The organism is Teichococcus coralli (genome assembly GCF_009829925.1).
GTDB classification, from domain to species: Bacteria; Pseudomonadota; Alphaproteobacteria; order Acetobacterales; family Acetobacteraceae; genus Pseudoroseomonas; species Pseudoroseomonas coralli.
On sequence record NZ_SNVJ01000001.1, the window covers coordinates 261,748 to 275,184 of the forward strand.

Consider the following 13,437-nt stretch of genomic DNA (forward strand, 5'->3'; position numbering starts at 1 on the left):
CGCTGCCGGAGCGGCGCGGGTCAGGCCGGCTTGCTGTCGTTGGCCGCCATCGGGCGCACCAGCGTGCTGATCGTGCTGCGGACCACCATGACGCGGATGTTCGGCGCGATCTCGACCTCGACCTCCTCCGAGCCCTCCTTCACCTTGGTGACGGTGCCGAGGATGCCACCGGCGGTGACAACGCGATCGTTGCGCTTCAGCGCACCCAGCATCTCGCGGTGTTCCTTGGCACGCTTCTGCTGCGGGCGGATCAGCAGGAAATAGAAGACAACGAAGATCAGGAACAGCGGCGCGAGCTGCATGACGATGGCGCCGGCGCCGCCAACGGCGGCTGCGGCATCCTGGGCATAGGCGGTCGAGATGAACATTGCGGTGCTTCCGTCTTGCCGGGGGTGGCGCGCGAAACTAGCCTCCCGGCCCCTGCCGTCAACACCCGGCCCTGCACGGGGGTAAAACCCCCTGCGGCCCTGCTGGAGCGTCCCCGCCTTGCCTTCATCCGACCCCCACCCGCTCCTGCCCACCCTGCAACGCATCGCCGAGGCGCTGGAGCGCCTGGCGCCGCCGCCCCCGGCCCATCCCAGCCTTGAAGGCGCGGACGCCTTTGTCTGGCATCCCGGCGAGCATGGCGTGCCGGCGCGGCTGGCCCCGGTGGCGCGCGTCGCGGCGGTGGAGATCGGGCTGCTGCAGGGGGTGGAGCGGCAGAAGGCGCTGCTGCTGGAGAATACGCTGCGCTTCGCGCAGGGGCTGCCAGCCAACAATGCCATGCTCTGGGGCGCGCGCGGCATGGGCAAGTCCTCGCTGGTCAAGGCCGCGCATGGCGTCGCCAATGCCGAGCGGCCGGGCAGCCTGGCGCTGATCGAGATCCAGCGCGAGGACATCCGCACCCTGCCCGAGCTGCTGAACATCCTGCGCGAGGACCGGTCCGGCCCGCTCCGTGGGGGGCGCCGCTGCCTGGTCTTCTGCGACGACCTCTCCTTCGAGCGCGAGGACCAGGACTACAAGGCGCTGAAGTCGGTGCTGGACGGCGGCATCGAGGGCCGCCCGGCCAATGTGCTGTTCTACGCCACCAGCAACCGCCGCCACCTGATGCCGCGCGACATGATCGAGAACGAGCGCAGCACCGCCATCAACCCCGGCGAGGCGGTGGAGGAAAAGGTTTCCCTCAGCGACCGCTTCGGCCTCTGGATCGGCTTCCACAACGCCGACCAGCCCACCTTCTTCGCCATGGTGGAGGGCTACGCGGCGGCGCTTGAGCTGCCGATCGGCGCGGAGGAGCTGCGCCGCGCGGCCACCGAGTGGTCCGTCACCCGCGGCGGCCGCTCCGGGCGGGTCGCCTGGCAGTTCATCCTGGACCTGGCGGGGCGGCTCGGCGTAGCCCTTCCGGGATGAACGAACATGCCCCGCAGCCGCGCCAGCCCGCCCTGACCGCACCCAAGGGCGCGCAGCGGCGGGGCAAGATCTTCCTCAACCCGGACGGCTCGGTGCCCGGCCAGCCCTTCCGGGCGCTGCTGCGGATGATGCGGGAGGGCAAGGGCCAGCCCTGGCCGGAGAAGGTGGCCAACCCCGCCTTCCCGCCCCCCGCGCCGCCGCCGCCCGGCCATGCGGCGGTCACCTTCATCGGCCATGCCAGCTTCCTGATCCGCTTCCATGGCGGCCCCACCCTCCTGACCGACCCGATCTGGAGCGAGCGCTGCAGCCCCTTCCGCTTCGCCGGGCCGAAGCGGGTGCGCCCGCCGGGGCTCGACTTCGACGCCCTGCCGCCGATCGACGCGGTGCTGCTCAGCCACAAGCACTACGACCACTGCGACATCCCCACCCTGCGGCGGCTGCACCGCCGCTTCCGCCCCCGCATCCTGACCGGGCTCGGCAACGCCCCCCTGCTGGCGAAGCACGGGATGCGGGACGTGGTGGAGCTGGACTGGTGGGACGAGGCACCGCTGCCGGGCGGCGGCACACTACGCTACACGCCGGCCCGGCACTTCTCCGCCCGTGGCCTGCATGACCGCGCGCGGAGCCTTTGGGGCGGCTTCGCCATCACCGGCCCGCAGGGTGGCCGCATCTGCTTCACCGGCGATTCCGCCTGGGGCGACCATTTCCGGGAGATCGGCGCCCGCTGCGGCCCTTTCGACCTCGCCCTCATCCCGATCGGCGCCTATGAGCCGCGCTGGTTCATGCAGGTGGTGCACGTGAACCCGGAGGAGGCGGTGCGCACCTTCCTCGACCTGCGCGCGAGCCACGCGCTGGCCATGCATTTCGGCACCTTCAAGCTGACCCAGGAAGGGATCGACGCGCCGGAGATCGCCCTGCGCGCCGCCCGAGAGGCCGCCGGCCTGGCCGAGGCGCAGTTCCGCGTGCCCGGCTGCGGGGAAACCGTGCTGGTGCCTGTCTGACCCGCCGGCGGCGCGAGGTAGGGAGCGTGCAAAGTCAAAGAGAAGAACGCGCCGTCCACCCGCATATCCACAGGGTTGCCCCCGGAAACTGGGGATAAGTGGCGCCCGCTTCCCGTTCTGCCTGCGTTCTCCCGTGCCCGCACACGCCGCGCGGGCTGGAGCCGCCCTCGGCGCCTAAAGCAGATCCCGATCAGGTGAAATCACCCGATCGGGTCAAGATGCTCTTCAAAACAAATGGCTAGAGTGCTTGAAGTGAGCCAAAGCGAACGGAAACCGCTCTAGCGCTGCGGCGGCTCGGCGAAATCGGCCATCTCGTAGAGCGGGCGGATCTCGATCTCGCTCGGGCCGGGCATGGGGTTGGGGCAGCGCCGGACCCATTCCACCGCTTCCGCCATGTCCCTGACCTCCCACAGCCAGAACCCGGCGACCAGTTCGCGGGTCTCGGGGAAAGGTCCGTCGGTCACCGTGCGGCCCGCGCCATCGAAGGCGACGCGCTTGCCTTGCGAGGAGGGCCTGAGCCCCTCGCCCGCCCGCATGATGCCTGCCTTGATCAGGTCTTCATTGAACCTGCCCATCGCCTCCAGAAGCTCGGCCGAGGGCATCAGGCCGGCCTCGCTGTCCTTTGTCGCCTTGACCAGAACCATCACGCGCATCCGATTGCCTCCCTTGCTTGGCGGCGGCCAGGATCGCCCCCGGCGCCTGCGGAAGGCTCCTCCGCAGGGCAGGCCGCCCCGGCGGCATCTCCGCACGGATGGCCGCGGGCTTCTAGCGGGCGTTGCCGAAGATCCGCTGGATGACCTGGTCGCCCACCCGCAGGTTCAGCCGCTCCGCCGTGCCGGCCGCCAGTTCCAGCGTGGCCCGCACCGGGCCGCGGCTCTCAACCGTCGCCAGGCTCTGCGGCACGGTGCGCTCAGCGATGTGGTGGATGCGCCCGTCGGCGCTGATGAACACCATGTCCAGCGGGGCGATGGTGTTCTTCATCCACATGTCGCTCTGGCGCGGGCTGCCCCAGTCGAAGAGCATCCCCTCGCTGGGCTTCACCTCCGGGCGGAACATCAGCCCGACCTGCTGCTGCTCGGGCGTCAGCGCCATCTCCACGGTGAAACCGTGCCGCTTCCCATCGCGCGTGACGATGGTGAGCGGCTCCGTGGGCAGGCGTGGCTGTGCCTTTTCCTGGGCGGTGGCGGGGCGGATCATGGCGGCGAGGCCCAGCAGGGCCAGCAGGGATCGGCGGTGCATGGCATGCCTTATGCCACGCCGAGGAAGGGTTCCGGCAGCCCTTCCAGCGTCGCGGCGGCGAGGTGGCGGAGCTCGCCCCGCACCGGCCCCGGCCTGGGCGGGTCGCGCAGGGTGGTGAACCAGTGCTCCGGTGGATTGCGCCCGGCGGCACGCGGGAAGGTCAGGGCACGCAGCACCGCCTCCGCTGCGGGCGGCAGGCGCTCGGGCGGGGCGTAGCCGTTCAGCACCCCCCAGACGCCGGCCCAGCAGCGCCCGACCGACCACGGGTTGTAGCCGCCGCCGCCCAGCACGATCAGCCGCGGCGCCTGGCCGATGACGCTGCGGACCGCCTCCCAGTGGGCGTTGTTGGAGAGCGAGAGACGGGCCAGCGGGTCTTCCTCCAGCGCATCGGCGCCGCATTGCAGCATGATGGCCTGCGGGCGCAGATGGCGGACCACCGGCAGCACCGCCTGCCGCCAGAGATAGTTGAACTCGCTGTCGTTCAGGCCGGGCGGCACGGGGATGTTGCGGGCATGGCCGCCCGCACGGTCCTCCAGCGCTCCGGTGAAGGGCCAGCGCCCGGCCTCGTGGATCGAGAGGGTGAAGACGCGCGGATCGCCCTGGAAGGCATCCTGAACCCCGTCGCCGTGATGGGCGTCGATGTCGAGGTAGAGGATGTTGGTGAGGCCCAGGTCGAGCCATCGCAGCAGGCCGAGCACGGCATCGTTCAGGTAGCAGAAGCCGCTGGCGCGGTCCGGCCGGCCATGATGCGTGCCTCCGCCGGGCACATGCACGATGCCGCCATGTTCCGCGGTGAGCCGCGCGGCCAGCATCACCCCGCCGGCGCCGGTGGCGGGGCGGCGGAACACCTCGCGATAGATCGGGTTGCCCCGCGCGCCGAGGTGGAAGCGCTCGCGCTGCTCCGGCGGCACGCTTTGCGCCGTCTCGGCGGCCTGCAGGGCGGCGACATACTCCGGATGGTGGAAGCGCGCGAGCTGCTCCGGCGTGGCGCGCGGGCTGTCGATATAGCGCGCGGGGTCCAGCCAGCCGAGCGCGCGAATCAGGTCGAGCGCGGTTGAAACGCGCGGGATCGCCAGGGGGTGCTTCGGCCCGTAGGTGGAGTTCCGGTAGATCTCGGACCCGATCAGCAGAGGCGCAGCGCTCATTTCCCGCAGAATGGGTGCGGGTCGCGAAGTCGGCAAGGCGCGGGGGTGCGAGCGCATCTTGCGCGGAACCGCCACCCGTCGTTAATGCAGCCCATTGTCCGGGGGGAGCCCGATTCGTGGGCTGAGAGGCGGGGATGGGCCCCGCGACCCCTTGAACCTGATCCGGGTCATGCCGGCGAAGGGATCGGAGGTCCGCATGGCGCCTGGCCTGGGCGTATCGCTCCCTGAAATCCGCCTGGGCGGGCGCGCGGTGCTCAGCGCCGCCACGCTGGACTTCGCTGGCGGAAAGGTGACGGCGCTGCTCGGCCCCTCCGGCGTCGGCAAGTCCACCCTGCTGCGGCTGCTGGCCGGGCTGCTGCCGCTTCCCGCCGGCGCCCGCGTCGCGCCCGCTGACGGCGCCCCGCTTGCTGGTCGTGTCGCATGGATGGGCCAGCAGGACCTGCTGCTGCCCTGGCTCACCCTGCTGGACAATGTCTGCCTTGGCGCCCGCCTGCGCGGCGAGCGGCCGGACCAGCCCCGCGCCCGCGCGCTGATCGCCGCCGTCGGGCTGGAGGGGCGCGAGGGCGCGCGCCCGGCGGAACTCTCGGGCGGCATGCGGCAGCGCGCCGCGCTGGCCCGCACGCTGATGGAGGACCGGCCTTTCGTGCTGATGGACGAGCCCTTCTCCGCCGTGGACGCCCCCACGCGCCACCGCCTGCAATCCCTCGCCGCCGGATTGCTTCATGGGCGCACGGTGCTGCTGGTGACCCATGACCCGCTGGAGGCGCTGCGGCTGGCGCATCGCATCCTGGTGCTGCGCCCAGGTCCGCGGGGCGCGGTGCCGGAGGACCTGCCGATGCCTCCTGCCCCGCCGCTGCGCGCCGCGCACGACCCGGCGGTGCTGGCGGCCCAGGCGGCGCTGCTCGAACGGCTGGCGGAGGCCGCATGAGGCCACTGCTCGCCGCGCTCGGCCTGCTGCTGGCCTGGGAGGGCTTCGTCCGCTGGAGCGGCACGCCGCCCTTCCTGCTGCCGGCGCCGATACGGGTCGCCACGGTGCTGGCGGAGCGCTGGGACATCCTGGCCGGCCACGCCGTGACCACCGCGACGGAAATCCTGCTCGGCCTGCTGATCGGCACGTTGCTCGGCATCGCCGTGGCGCTGCTGCTCACCGCCTGGCGCGGCGGGCGGCGCTGGCTGCTGCCGCTGCTGATCGCCAGCCAGGCCATCCCGGTCTTCGCCATCGCGCCGCTGCTGACGCTCTGGCTGGGCTTCGGCGCCGCCAGCAAGGTCGCCATGGCGACCATCATCATCTTCTTTCCCGTCGCGACCGCCTTCTATGACGGGCTGCGCCGCACCGAGCCGGGCTGGCTCGACCTCGCCGCCACCATGGGCGCCAGCCGGACGGCGGCGCTCTGGCGCATCCGCGTGCCCGCCGCGCTGCCGGCGCTGGCCTCCGGGCTGCGCGTGGCCGCCGCCGTGGCGCCGATCGGCGCCGTGGTGGGCGAATGGGTCGGCGCCTCCTCCGGCCTTGGCTACGTCATGCTGCAGGCCAATGGCCGCAGCCAGACGGACATGATGTTCGCCGCTCTCGCCATCCTGGCCGCCATGGCCATGGCGCTGTGGTTCGCCACCGACCGGCTGCTGCGGGCGCTGCTGCCCTGGCAGCCCGACGCCCTTTCCGAACACGACGGAGGAACCCCATGACCGGCCTCACCCGCCGCGCGCTGCCGGCGCTCGCCCTTCCACTGGCCGCGCTCGCCCTGCCCGCCGCCGCGCGGGCGCAGGCCGCCGCGCCCGCGAAGTCCGCCGGCGGCACGCCGGCCTCGCTGACCCTGATGCTGGACTGGTTCGTCAACCCGGACCACGCGCCCATCATCATCGCGCGCGAGGGCGGGCACTTCACCCGCGCGGGGCTCGACGTGCGCATCGTCGCGCCCGCCGATCCGAACGATCCGCCGCGCCTGGTGGCGGCGAAGCAGGCCGACCTCGGCGTCTATTACCAGAAGAGCCTGCACCTGGCGGTGGACCAGGGCCTGCCGCTGGTCCGCGTCGGCACGCTGGTGGCGACGCCGCTTTCCACCCTCTCCGTGCTGCGCGACGGGCCGATCCAGCGGCTTGAGGACCTGAAGGGCAAGAAGATCGGCTTCAGCACGGCCGGTTTCGAGGAGGTGGCGGTCGGCACCATCCTCGGCACGGTCGGCCTGTCGGTGAAGGACGTCACGCTGGTGAACGTCAATTTCGGCCTGTCCTCGGCGCTGATGTCCGGGCAGGTGGACGCCATCCTTGGCGGGTTCCGCAACTTCGAGCTGCACCAGATGGAGCTGGAGGGCCGCCCCGGCCGCGCCTTCTACCCGGAGCAGCACGGCTTCCCGATCTATGACGAGCTGATCTACGTCGCCCATCGTGACCGCGCCAAGGATGCCGCCCTGCGCCGCTTCATGGACGCGCTGGAGAGCGCCACCACCTTTCTCGTCAACAACCCCGAGGAAAGCTGGAAGATGTTCATCGAGGGCCCGCGCAAGGAGCTGGACAACGAGCTGAACAAGCGCGCCTTCAAGGACACGCTGACCCGCTTCTCGCTGAGCCCGGCGGCGCTCGACGGCAACCGCTACGAGCGCTTCGCCCGCTTCCTGGCGGAGAAGAAGATGATCCGCAGCGTGCCGCCCCTAGCGGACTACGCGGTGGAGCTGCCGCCGGCCTGAGGCCCGCCCGGAGCCGGCGGCCTCCCTAGACTGCCTTCTCCGAATCCTCGGCCAGGCTGCGGTTGATGCCGGCGACATCATCCGATGCGGCCTGCATGTTGGAGGAGATTTCCAGCGTCGCCGAGCTTTGCTCCTGCACCGCGCCGCTGGCGGCCCCGACGAACTGGAGCAGGGATTCGACCGAGGCGCCGATCACGCCGAGCGCGCTGGCGACCTCGGCGGAAACCGTCTGCATGGACTCGATCTCCTGCGCCACCTGCTGCGTCGCGGCGGTGGTCTGGTTGGCGAGCTGCTTCACTTCGTTCGCCACCACCGCGAAGCCCTTGCCCGCTTCGCCGGCGCGCGCAGATTCGATGGTCGCGTTCAGCGACAGCAGGCTGATGTTGGCGGCGATCGAGCGGATGAGCTGCACCACCTGGTCCATCGCGCTCGCCGCCGAGCGCAGGCGGTGCGTGGAATGGTTGGCGTCGCTGGTCTGCCGCGTGATCTCCTCCACCACGCCCTGCGACTGACGCATGGTTTCCGCGATCTGCGTGGACGAGGCACTCATCTGCTCGACCGCGGCGGCGACGGAGCGGACCTTGGTCAGCGTCTCGCCTGCGAAGCTGATAGCCCTGCGGCGCGCCTCGGTGCGAAGCGTCACGTCCGTGGCATACTTCACCACCTTGCAGGGCTTGCCCTCGAGGTCGAGGATCGGGTTGTAGGTCGCTGAGATCCAGACCACCCGCCCGCCCTTGCCGAGACGCTTGTAGACGGCCGCGTGAAACTCCCCGCGCCGCAGCTTGGCCCAGAAGGTCTTGTAGTCGGGCGTGGCGGCGTGGTCGGGATCGACGAACATGCTGTGATGGCGGCCACGGATCTCCGCCAGGTCGTAGCCCATGGCTGTGAGGAAATTGTCGTTGGCCGTCAGGACGGTGCCATCGAGGGTGAACTCAATCACCGCCCGCGACCGGTGGATGGCTTCGATCTGCCCGCGGAAGTCGGCGTTGCGCAGCTTGCTGTCGGTGATGTCGGTGGCGAACTTCACCACCTCGACCGGCTTGCCGTCGAGGCCGAGGACAGGCGTGTAGGTCGCCATGATCCAGACCTCGCGGCCGTTCTTGCCGCACCGCTTGTACTCCCCCGCCAGGTACTCGCCGCCCCGAAGCCTCTCCCAGAAGTTCGCGTATTCGCGGCTGGCGGCCTGCTCGGGGAAGAGGCACATGCGGTGGTTGCGGCCGACGACCTCGTTCCGCTCGTAGCCCATCATCCGCAGGATAATGTCGTTGGCATCCTTGATGGTCCCGTCCATGGCGAAGTGGACGACGGCCTGCGATCTCCGGATGGAGGCAACCTGGGTCTGGTCGGAGATCGCCTGCAGCTTGGCCTGCGTCACGTCGGTGGCGAACTTGACCACGCCCACCGGCCTGCCGCCACGGCCGAGGATGGGCGTATAGGAGGCCTGGATCCAGACCTCGCGCCCGCCCTTGGCCAGGCGGCGAAACTCCGCCACCTGGGCGCGGCCTTGCCGCAGTTCCTCCCAGAAGGCGCGGTAAGGGCCGCTCACGGCCTCCGCGGGGTCTACGAACATGGCGTGCTTCTTCCCGCGCACCTCCGCCAGCGTGTAGCCCATGGCCTGGAGGAAGTTGTCGTTCGCCCGCACGATCGTGCCGTCGAGGGTGAACTCGATGATCGCCAGGGAGTGATTCGCGGCCTGCAGGACGCCTTGGTTTCTAAGGCCCGGAAGGTTCCAGTGAAGCATTGCGGTTGGCCTGCGTGTGAGGGCGGGACATCACGCTGATCTTGCCTGCGCCGCGCTAAGGAAAGCTGAAGATCACGGCTCGCCGTGCAGGCTCGCGCGCATGTCCAGCGGCGCCGGCGCCGCGGCCAAAGCGGAATATTTTCCTTTACTTGCGGTACCGTACGCCGGTATAGGATTTTTTACCTTTGACTGCCCGGAAACCCCCGCCCATGCTGTCCGCTTCTCAGCTCCGCCGTCTTTATCCCGCCGCCCACCCGGATCATCTGGCCGCCTTCGCCGCCGAGGCCGCCGCGTTGTTCCGCCTGAGCAGGCTGGATGCCGCCCGCCAGCGATGCCACTTCTTTCTCGCCCAGCTCGGCCACGAGTCCTGTGGATTGCAGGTGCGGGAGGAAGCCTTGAGCTATTCGGCCGCCCGCCTGATGCAGGTCTGGCCGGGCCGCTTTCCGACACCGGAGGCGGCCGAGCCGTTCGCCCGCGCGCCCGAGAAGCTGGCCGAGGCGGTCTATGGCGGCCGCATGGGCAACGACCGACCGGGCGACGGCTTCCGCTACCGGGGCCGTGGCTATATCCAGCTTACAGGACGCGATGCCTATCGGCAGGTCGGCCAGATCGCGCGCCTGCCGCTGGAGGAGCAGCCGGACCTCGCCAACCACCCCGCCCATGCGCTCGCCGCCGCTTGCGCCTTTTGGCGATGGAAGCGCCTGAACCCGCTCTGCGACCAGGGAGACTTCCCGGCCGTCACGCGCCGCATCAACGGCGGGCTGGTCGGGCTGCAGGACCGCTTCGCCTGGCTGGAGCGCGCGCAGCGCTGCATCCCCTGGGAGGAGAACGGCCCGCTCGCCCTGACGGTGAAGGACCTCAAGGCCGTGCAGACGGCGCTGCGGGCGCGGGGCCTTTATGACGGCTCGATCGACGGCATCATTGGCCGCCGCAGCCTGGCGGCGATCGCCACGCTGCGTGCCGAGGAGGACCTGCCCGACGGCAGCGGCGTGGACCTCCCCGTGATGGAGGCGCTCGGTTTGCGGTGAGTTGAAAGGCGCGGCGCCCGTTCCGGCGCCGCGCGCCCCTCAGCCGGAGAGGCCGAGCAGCGCCAGCGCCTCGCGCCGCAGGGCGATGAGGTGGGGATCGTCGCGGTGCCGCGGGTGCGGCCGGTCCACCACCAGCTCACCGACGATCCGCGCCGGCCGCGGCCCGAAGATGACCACGCGCTGCGCCAGCATCAGCGCCTCCTCGACGTCGTGCGTCACCAGCAGCGCCGTCATGCCCGAGCGTTGCCAGAGCCGCACCAGCTCGCCCTGCATGGCCAGTCGCGTGAGGCTGTCCAGCTTGCCCAGCGGCTCGTCGAGCAACATCAGGCGCGGGTCGTTCACCAGGGCGCGCGCCAGCGCCACCCGCTGCGCCATGCCGCCGGAGAGCTGGTGCGGATAGGCCTGCTCGAAGCCGGTCAGGCCGACCGTGTCGATCGCCTGTTGCGCGCGGTGGCCCTGCCGCTTCAGCAGGCCGCGCGCCTCCAGCCCGAGGGCGACGTTCGCCCGCACCGTGCGCCAGGGGTAGAGCGTCGGGTCCTGGAAGACGAGCACGCGGGAGGGATCGGGGCGGGTGATGGGCGCGCCATCCCCCAGCACGGCACCCTCGCTGGGCTGGTCCAGCCCGGCCAGCAGCCGCAGCAGGGTGGACTTGCCGCAGCCGGAGGGGCCGAGCAGCGCGACGAATTCGCCCGGCGCTGCCTGCAGGTCGATGCCGTCCAGCACCGGAAGCAGCCGGCCTTCCAGGTCGAAGGCGTGGCTGACGCCCCGGATGTCCACCGCCATGCCGGCGGCGGCCGTGGCTTGCAGCGCGACGCTCACCACCGGACGGTCCCCTTCTGCCAGGCCAGCAGCCGGTCACGCCCTTTGAACAGCAGCGTCACGAGGCTGGAGCACATCACCGCCATCACCAGCAGGGCGGCATACATGTTGGCATAGGCCGCCCAGCCCTGCGCCCATTGCAGGTACCAGCCGAGGCCCGCCTTCACGCCCAGCATCTCGGCCACGACCAGCACGGAGAAGGAGGCGCCGAGGCCCATGAACAGCCCGACAAAGACCTGCGGCAGGGCCGCCGGGACGGCCACCTTCAGCACCAGGAAGGTCGGGCTGGCACCCAGCGTGCGTGCGATGTCGTAATAGGCCTTGTTGACGCCGGAGACGCCCGACCAGGTCAGCACCGTCACCGGGAACCAGGTGGCCAGCGCGACCAGGAAGGTGCTGGCGCTGCCGCTGGTCGGGAAGACGAAGAAGGCGACCGGCAGCCAGGCGGTGGCCGGCAGCGGCCCCAACAGCCGCAGCACCGGATGCACCCAGTAGCCGACGGCGCGCGACCAGCCGAGCGCCACGCCGGCGACGAAGCCGGCCGCGGCGCCGAGCAGATAGCCGGTCAGCAGCAGCCAGAGCGAGCGCAGCGTGCTCTCGCCGAGGCGCGGCCAGTCCTCCAGATAGACCTCCAGCAGCCCCTGCGGCGAGGCGAAGAAGGGCAGCGGCAGCAGGGCGAACTTGGCCGTCGCCAGCTCCCAGGCGGCGAGCGCCAGCGGCAGCACGGTCAGCCAGGGGCCGGCCCGCCGCAGCCGCGCCCCGGCAGCCCCGAGCAGCGGCATGGCGAGGCTGCCGAGCGCCAGGGCAAGGCCAATCAGCCCGGCCGAGGCCGCCAACTCGGTGGTGCGGCCGACCTCGATTGCGTCCGGCAACAGCGCGATCAGCAGCGCGGCGCCGATCCAGGCAGCCCCGGCCAGCAGCCCGCCGGCCCAGAGACGCGCGGCCGGCCGCCCCGCCGCGCCGGTGGCGGGCAGCGGTGCGTTCAGCGCGGTGGAGGCACTCATCGCTCAGGCGCTCAGCACGTCGGCGGTGACGCGCGCGGCAAAGCGCTTGGGATCGGTGCTGGCGCGCAGCACGCCGACCGACTTCAGCTCCTCCGCGTAAAGTTCGATCTCGCGGCGGATGTCCGGGCCGGTCGGGCTGTGGCCGTGGGTGTGGCTCTTGAGGATCTCCAGCAGGTCCTCGCGGGTCACCTTGCCCGGCGTGTATTCGACGAAGGCATCGGCCGCCAGCTCGGGGTTCATGGCCACGGCGTGCTGCGCCTCGGCCAGCGCGCGGGTCAGCGCGGCCGCCACCTGCGGCTCGTTCCGCACCAGCGCGCCGGAGACGCCGATGATGCAGCAGGCACGGTCGGCCCACTCGCCTGAGAGGTTGGTCGCCACCTCGACAAGGTCCTTGTCGCGCCGCAGCTTCCAGGCGATCGGGTCGTTCGCCGCCACGAGCTGGGCCTCGCCGCGCTCCAGCGCCAGGGCGAAGACATGCGCGGGAAAGACGCGCCAGGTCACGTCGCGGTCCGGATCGAGGCCGCGGCGCTTCAGCAGCATGGCGAAGAAGTTCTTCTCCGCCGCCGCCATGTCGCTGACGGCGATGGTCTTGCCGCGGACGGATTCGATGTCGGTGGTGATGCCGGCGCCGGGGGCGCCGATCAGCCGCAGACAGCCGCCATGGGTGCCGCCGGTCACCTTCACGTCGAAGCCCATCTCCAGCGGCTTCAGCCAGCGCAGCGCCATGCCGACGCCGGCATCCGCCTTGCGGGTGGCGATGGCCTCCAGCAGCATCTCGGTCGAGCCGCCGAAATTCACCAGCTCCACCTCCAGGCCATGCTTCGCCAGGATGCCGCTGCGCCGCGCCACCTCGACCGGCGAAGTGCAGACCGAGGTGGCGTTCCAGGCCAGCTTCAGCTTGCGCGTCTCCCCTGCCGGCACGGCGGCGGCGATCGGATGCAGGCAGGTTGGCGGCGCGTCCAGCAAGGCCTCGAAGGTGCGGCGCTGGGCCCCGGCCGGCGCGAAGCCCGCCAGCGGGAGCGACAGCCCTCCGGCGCCAAGGGCGGAGAGCAGGGCGCGGCGGCGCAGGGCGCCAGCCAGCGGCCGCGGGCGAGGCAAGGAGTCCTGCGGGTTCCCGATGACGGACATGATGTGCTCCTGGCTCTGCACCGCGCGACAAGCGATCGAACGGCGCGTCAAGCACTGTTGGAATTCGTGTTTATAGGAAACAACGATCTTCAACGTGTCAATCGGGGAAATACGACGGGTCTCCGTGTTGGGGGCACTCCCCGTCACCGGAAAGGAAGCATGGGTGGCGACGCCTGCTCAACGCGAAAGCGGCTCCGCCTGTACAGGCGGAGCCGCTTCCCTAAACAACGCGGCGTGATCGGGCTTTGGCCGCCCTATCGGA

The 13,437-nt window shown here is 70.9% G+C and carries 14 protein-coding genes and 1 riboswitch; of the genes, 6 read left to right on the top strand and 8 right to left on the bottom strand.

What is annotated here, in order from left to right; all coding sequences use genetic code 11:
- Positions 1-20: 20 nt before the first annotated feature.
- Complete coding sequence (gene yajC / locus E0493_RS01220) at positions 21-368, bottom strand: preprotein translocase subunit YajC (protein ID WP_160935081.1); 348 nt, start codon at positions 366-368, stop codon at positions 21-23.
- A gap of 118 nt (positions 369-486) precedes the next feature.
- On the opposite strand from yajC, the gene E0493_RS01225 reads away from it, so the two are divergent.
- Together E0493_RS01225 and E0493_RS01230 are read left to right on the top strand one after the other, a co-directional pair.
- The gene (locus E0493_RS01225; protein WP_202396831.1) at positions 487-1,389 is read left to right on the top strand and encodes an ATP-binding protein; all 903 of its coding nucleotides are present in this window, start codon (positions 487-489) and stop codon (positions 1,387-1,389) included.
- Entirely contained in the window at positions 1,386-2,390 is a 1,005-nt protein-coding gene (locus E0493_RS01230) for an MBL fold metallo-hydrolase (RefSeq protein WP_160935082.1), read from the top strand. The genes E0493_RS01225 and E0493_RS01230 overlap by 4 nt, the downstream gene beginning before the upstream one ends.
- 278 nt (positions 2,391-2,668) lie before the next feature.
- On the opposite strand, the gene E0493_RS01235 is transcribed toward E0493_RS01230, so the two are convergent.
- The 3 genes from E0493_RS01235 to E0493_RS01245 all read right to left on the bottom strand — a co-directional run bounded on the left by E0493_RS01235 (position 2,669) and on the right by E0493_RS01245 (position 4,774).
- Positions 2,669-3,043 carry a YciI family protein gene (locus E0493_RS01235; protein WP_160935083.1) on the bottom strand — a complete coding sequence of 125 codons (375 nt, stop codon included), beginning with the start codon at positions 3,041-3,043 and terminating at the stop codon, positions 2,669-2,671.
- A 112-nt stretch (positions 3,044-3,155) separates the two neighbouring features.
- On the bottom strand, positions 3,156-3,629 hold the full coding sequence (locus E0493_RS01240) for a DUF192 domain-containing protein (RefSeq protein ID WP_160935084.1): 474 nt from the start codon (positions 3,627-3,629) through the stop codon (positions 3,156-3,158).
- Between the two features lie 8 nt (positions 3,630-3,637).
- A complete protein-coding gene (locus tag E0493_RS01245) occupies positions 3,638-4,774 on the bottom strand; it encodes an acetoin utilization protein AcuC (RefSeq protein WP_160935085.1) in 1,137 nt (378 codons plus the stop codon).
- A gap of 91 nt (positions 4,775-4,865) precedes the next feature.
- A riboswitch (TPP riboswitch) is annotated at positions 4,866-4,976 on the top strand.
- On the opposite strand from E0493_RS01245, the gene E0493_RS01250 reads away from it, so the two are divergent.
- The 3 genes from E0493_RS01250 (at position 4,971) to E0493_RS01260 (ending at position 7,455) form a co-directional block, all read left to right on the top strand.
- A complete protein-coding gene (locus E0493_RS01250; protein WP_202396832.1) occupies positions 4,971-5,702 on the top strand; it encodes an ATP-binding cassette domain-containing protein in 732 nt (243 codons plus the stop codon). (Overlaps the previous riboswitch by 6 nt.)
- Positions 5,699-6,457 carry an ABC transporter permease gene (locus tag E0493_RS01255; protein WP_160935087.1) on the top strand — a complete coding sequence of 253 codons (759 nt, stop codon included), beginning with the start codon at positions 5,699-5,701 and terminating at the stop codon, positions 6,455-6,457. Before E0493_RS01250 ends, E0493_RS01255 begins: the two co-directional genes overlap by 4 nt.
- The gene (locus E0493_RS01260) at positions 6,454-7,455 is read left to right on the top strand and encodes an ABC transporter substrate-binding protein (protein ID WP_160935088.1); all 1,002 of its coding nucleotides are present in this window, start codon (positions 6,454-6,456) and stop codon (positions 7,453-7,455) included. The genes E0493_RS01255 and E0493_RS01260 overlap by 4 nt, the downstream gene beginning before the upstream one ends.
- Positions 7,456-7,480: 25 nt before the next feature.
- On the opposite strand, the gene E0493_RS01265 is transcribed toward E0493_RS01260, so the two are convergent.
- Entirely contained in the window at positions 7,481-9,196 is a 1,716-nt protein-coding gene (locus tag E0493_RS01265) for a methyl-accepting chemotaxis protein (RefSeq protein ID WP_160935089.1), read from the bottom strand.
- Positions 9,197-9,405: 209 nt separating this feature from the next.
- Between E0493_RS01265 and E0493_RS01270 the strand changes: the two genes are divergently transcribed.
- A complete protein-coding gene (locus E0493_RS01270) occupies positions 9,406-10,224 on the top strand; it encodes a glycoside hydrolase family 19 protein (protein WP_160935090.1) in 819 nt (272 codons plus the stop codon).
- A 39-nt stretch (positions 10,225-10,263) separates the two neighbouring features.
- Here the strand turns inward: E0493_RS01270 and E0493_RS01275 are convergent, their stop codons facing one another.
- The 3 genes from E0493_RS01275 to E0493_RS01285 are packed head-to-tail and all read right to left on the bottom strand — an operon-like array spanning position 10,264 to position 13,175.
- Positions 10,264-11,007, bottom strand: a complete 744-nt coding sequence (locus E0493_RS01275) for an ABC transporter ATP-binding protein (RefSeq protein ID WP_160935259.1) — start codon at positions 11,005-11,007, stop codon at positions 10,264-10,266.
- A gap of 32 nt (positions 11,008-11,039) precedes the next feature.
- Positions 11,040-12,047, bottom strand: coding sequence for an ABC transporter permease (locus E0493_RS01280; protein WP_160935091.1), 1,008 nt, complete (start codon positions 12,045-12,047; stop codon positions 11,040-11,042).
- A 3-nt stretch (positions 12,048-12,050) separates the two neighbouring features.
- Entirely contained in the window at positions 12,051-13,175 is a 1,125-nt protein-coding gene (locus E0493_RS01285; RefSeq protein WP_160935092.1) for an ABC transporter substrate-binding protein, read from the bottom strand.
- Positions 13,176-13,437 lie beyond the last annotated feature (262 nt).

Bases quoted from the DNA above. Each gene is read 5' to 3' on its own strand.
- yajC (WP_160935081.1), bottom strand. From the start codon at position 368: ATGTTCATCTCGACCGCCTATGCCCAGGATGCCGCAGCCGCCGTTGGC.
- E0493_RS01230 (WP_160935082.1), top strand. From the start codon at position 1,386: ATGAACGAACATGCCCCGCAGCCGCGCCAGCCCGCCCTGACCGCACCC.
- E0493_RS01235 (WP_160935083.1), bottom strand. From the start codon at position 3,043: ATGCGCGTGATGGTTCTGGTCAAGGCGACAAAGGACAGCGAGGCCGGC.
- E0493_RS01240 (WP_160935084.1), bottom strand. From the start codon at position 3,629: ATGCACCGCCGATCCCTGCTGGCCCTGCTGGGCCTCGCCGCCATGATC.
- E0493_RS01245 (WP_160935085.1), bottom strand. From the start codon at position 4,774: ATGAGCGCTGCGCCTCTGCTGATCGGGTCCGAGATCTACCGGAACTCC.
- E0493_RS01250 (WP_202396832.1), top strand. From the start codon at position 4,971: ATGGCGCCTGGCCTGGGCGTATCGCTCCCTGAAATCCGCCTGGGCGGG.
- E0493_RS01255 (WP_160935087.1), top strand. From the start codon at position 5,699: ATGAGGCCACTGCTCGCCGCGCTCGGCCTGCTGCTGGCCTGGGAGGGC.
- E0493_RS01260 (WP_160935088.1), top strand. From the start codon at position 6,454: ATGACCGGCCTCACCCGCCGCGCGCTGCCGGCGCTCGCCCTTCCACTG.
- E0493_RS01265 (WP_160935089.1), bottom strand. From the start codon at position 9,196: ATGCTTCACTGGAACCTTCCGGGCCTTAGAAACCAAGGCGTCCTGCAG.
- E0493_RS01270 (WP_160935090.1), top strand. From the start codon at position 9,406: ATGCTGTCCGCTTCTCAGCTCCGCCGTCTTTATCCCGCCGCCCACCCG.
- E0493_RS01275 (WP_160935259.1), bottom strand. From the start codon at position 11,007: ATGGCGGTGGACATCCGGGGCGTCAGCCACGCCTTCGACCTGGAAGGC.
- E0493_RS01280 (WP_160935091.1), bottom strand. From the start codon at position 12,047: ATGAGTGCCTCCACCGCGCTGAACGCACCGCTGCCCGCCACCGGCGCG.
- E0493_RS01285 (WP_160935092.1), bottom strand. From the start codon at position 13,175: ATGTCCGTCATCGGGAACCCGCAGGACTCCTTGCCTCGCCCGCGGCCG.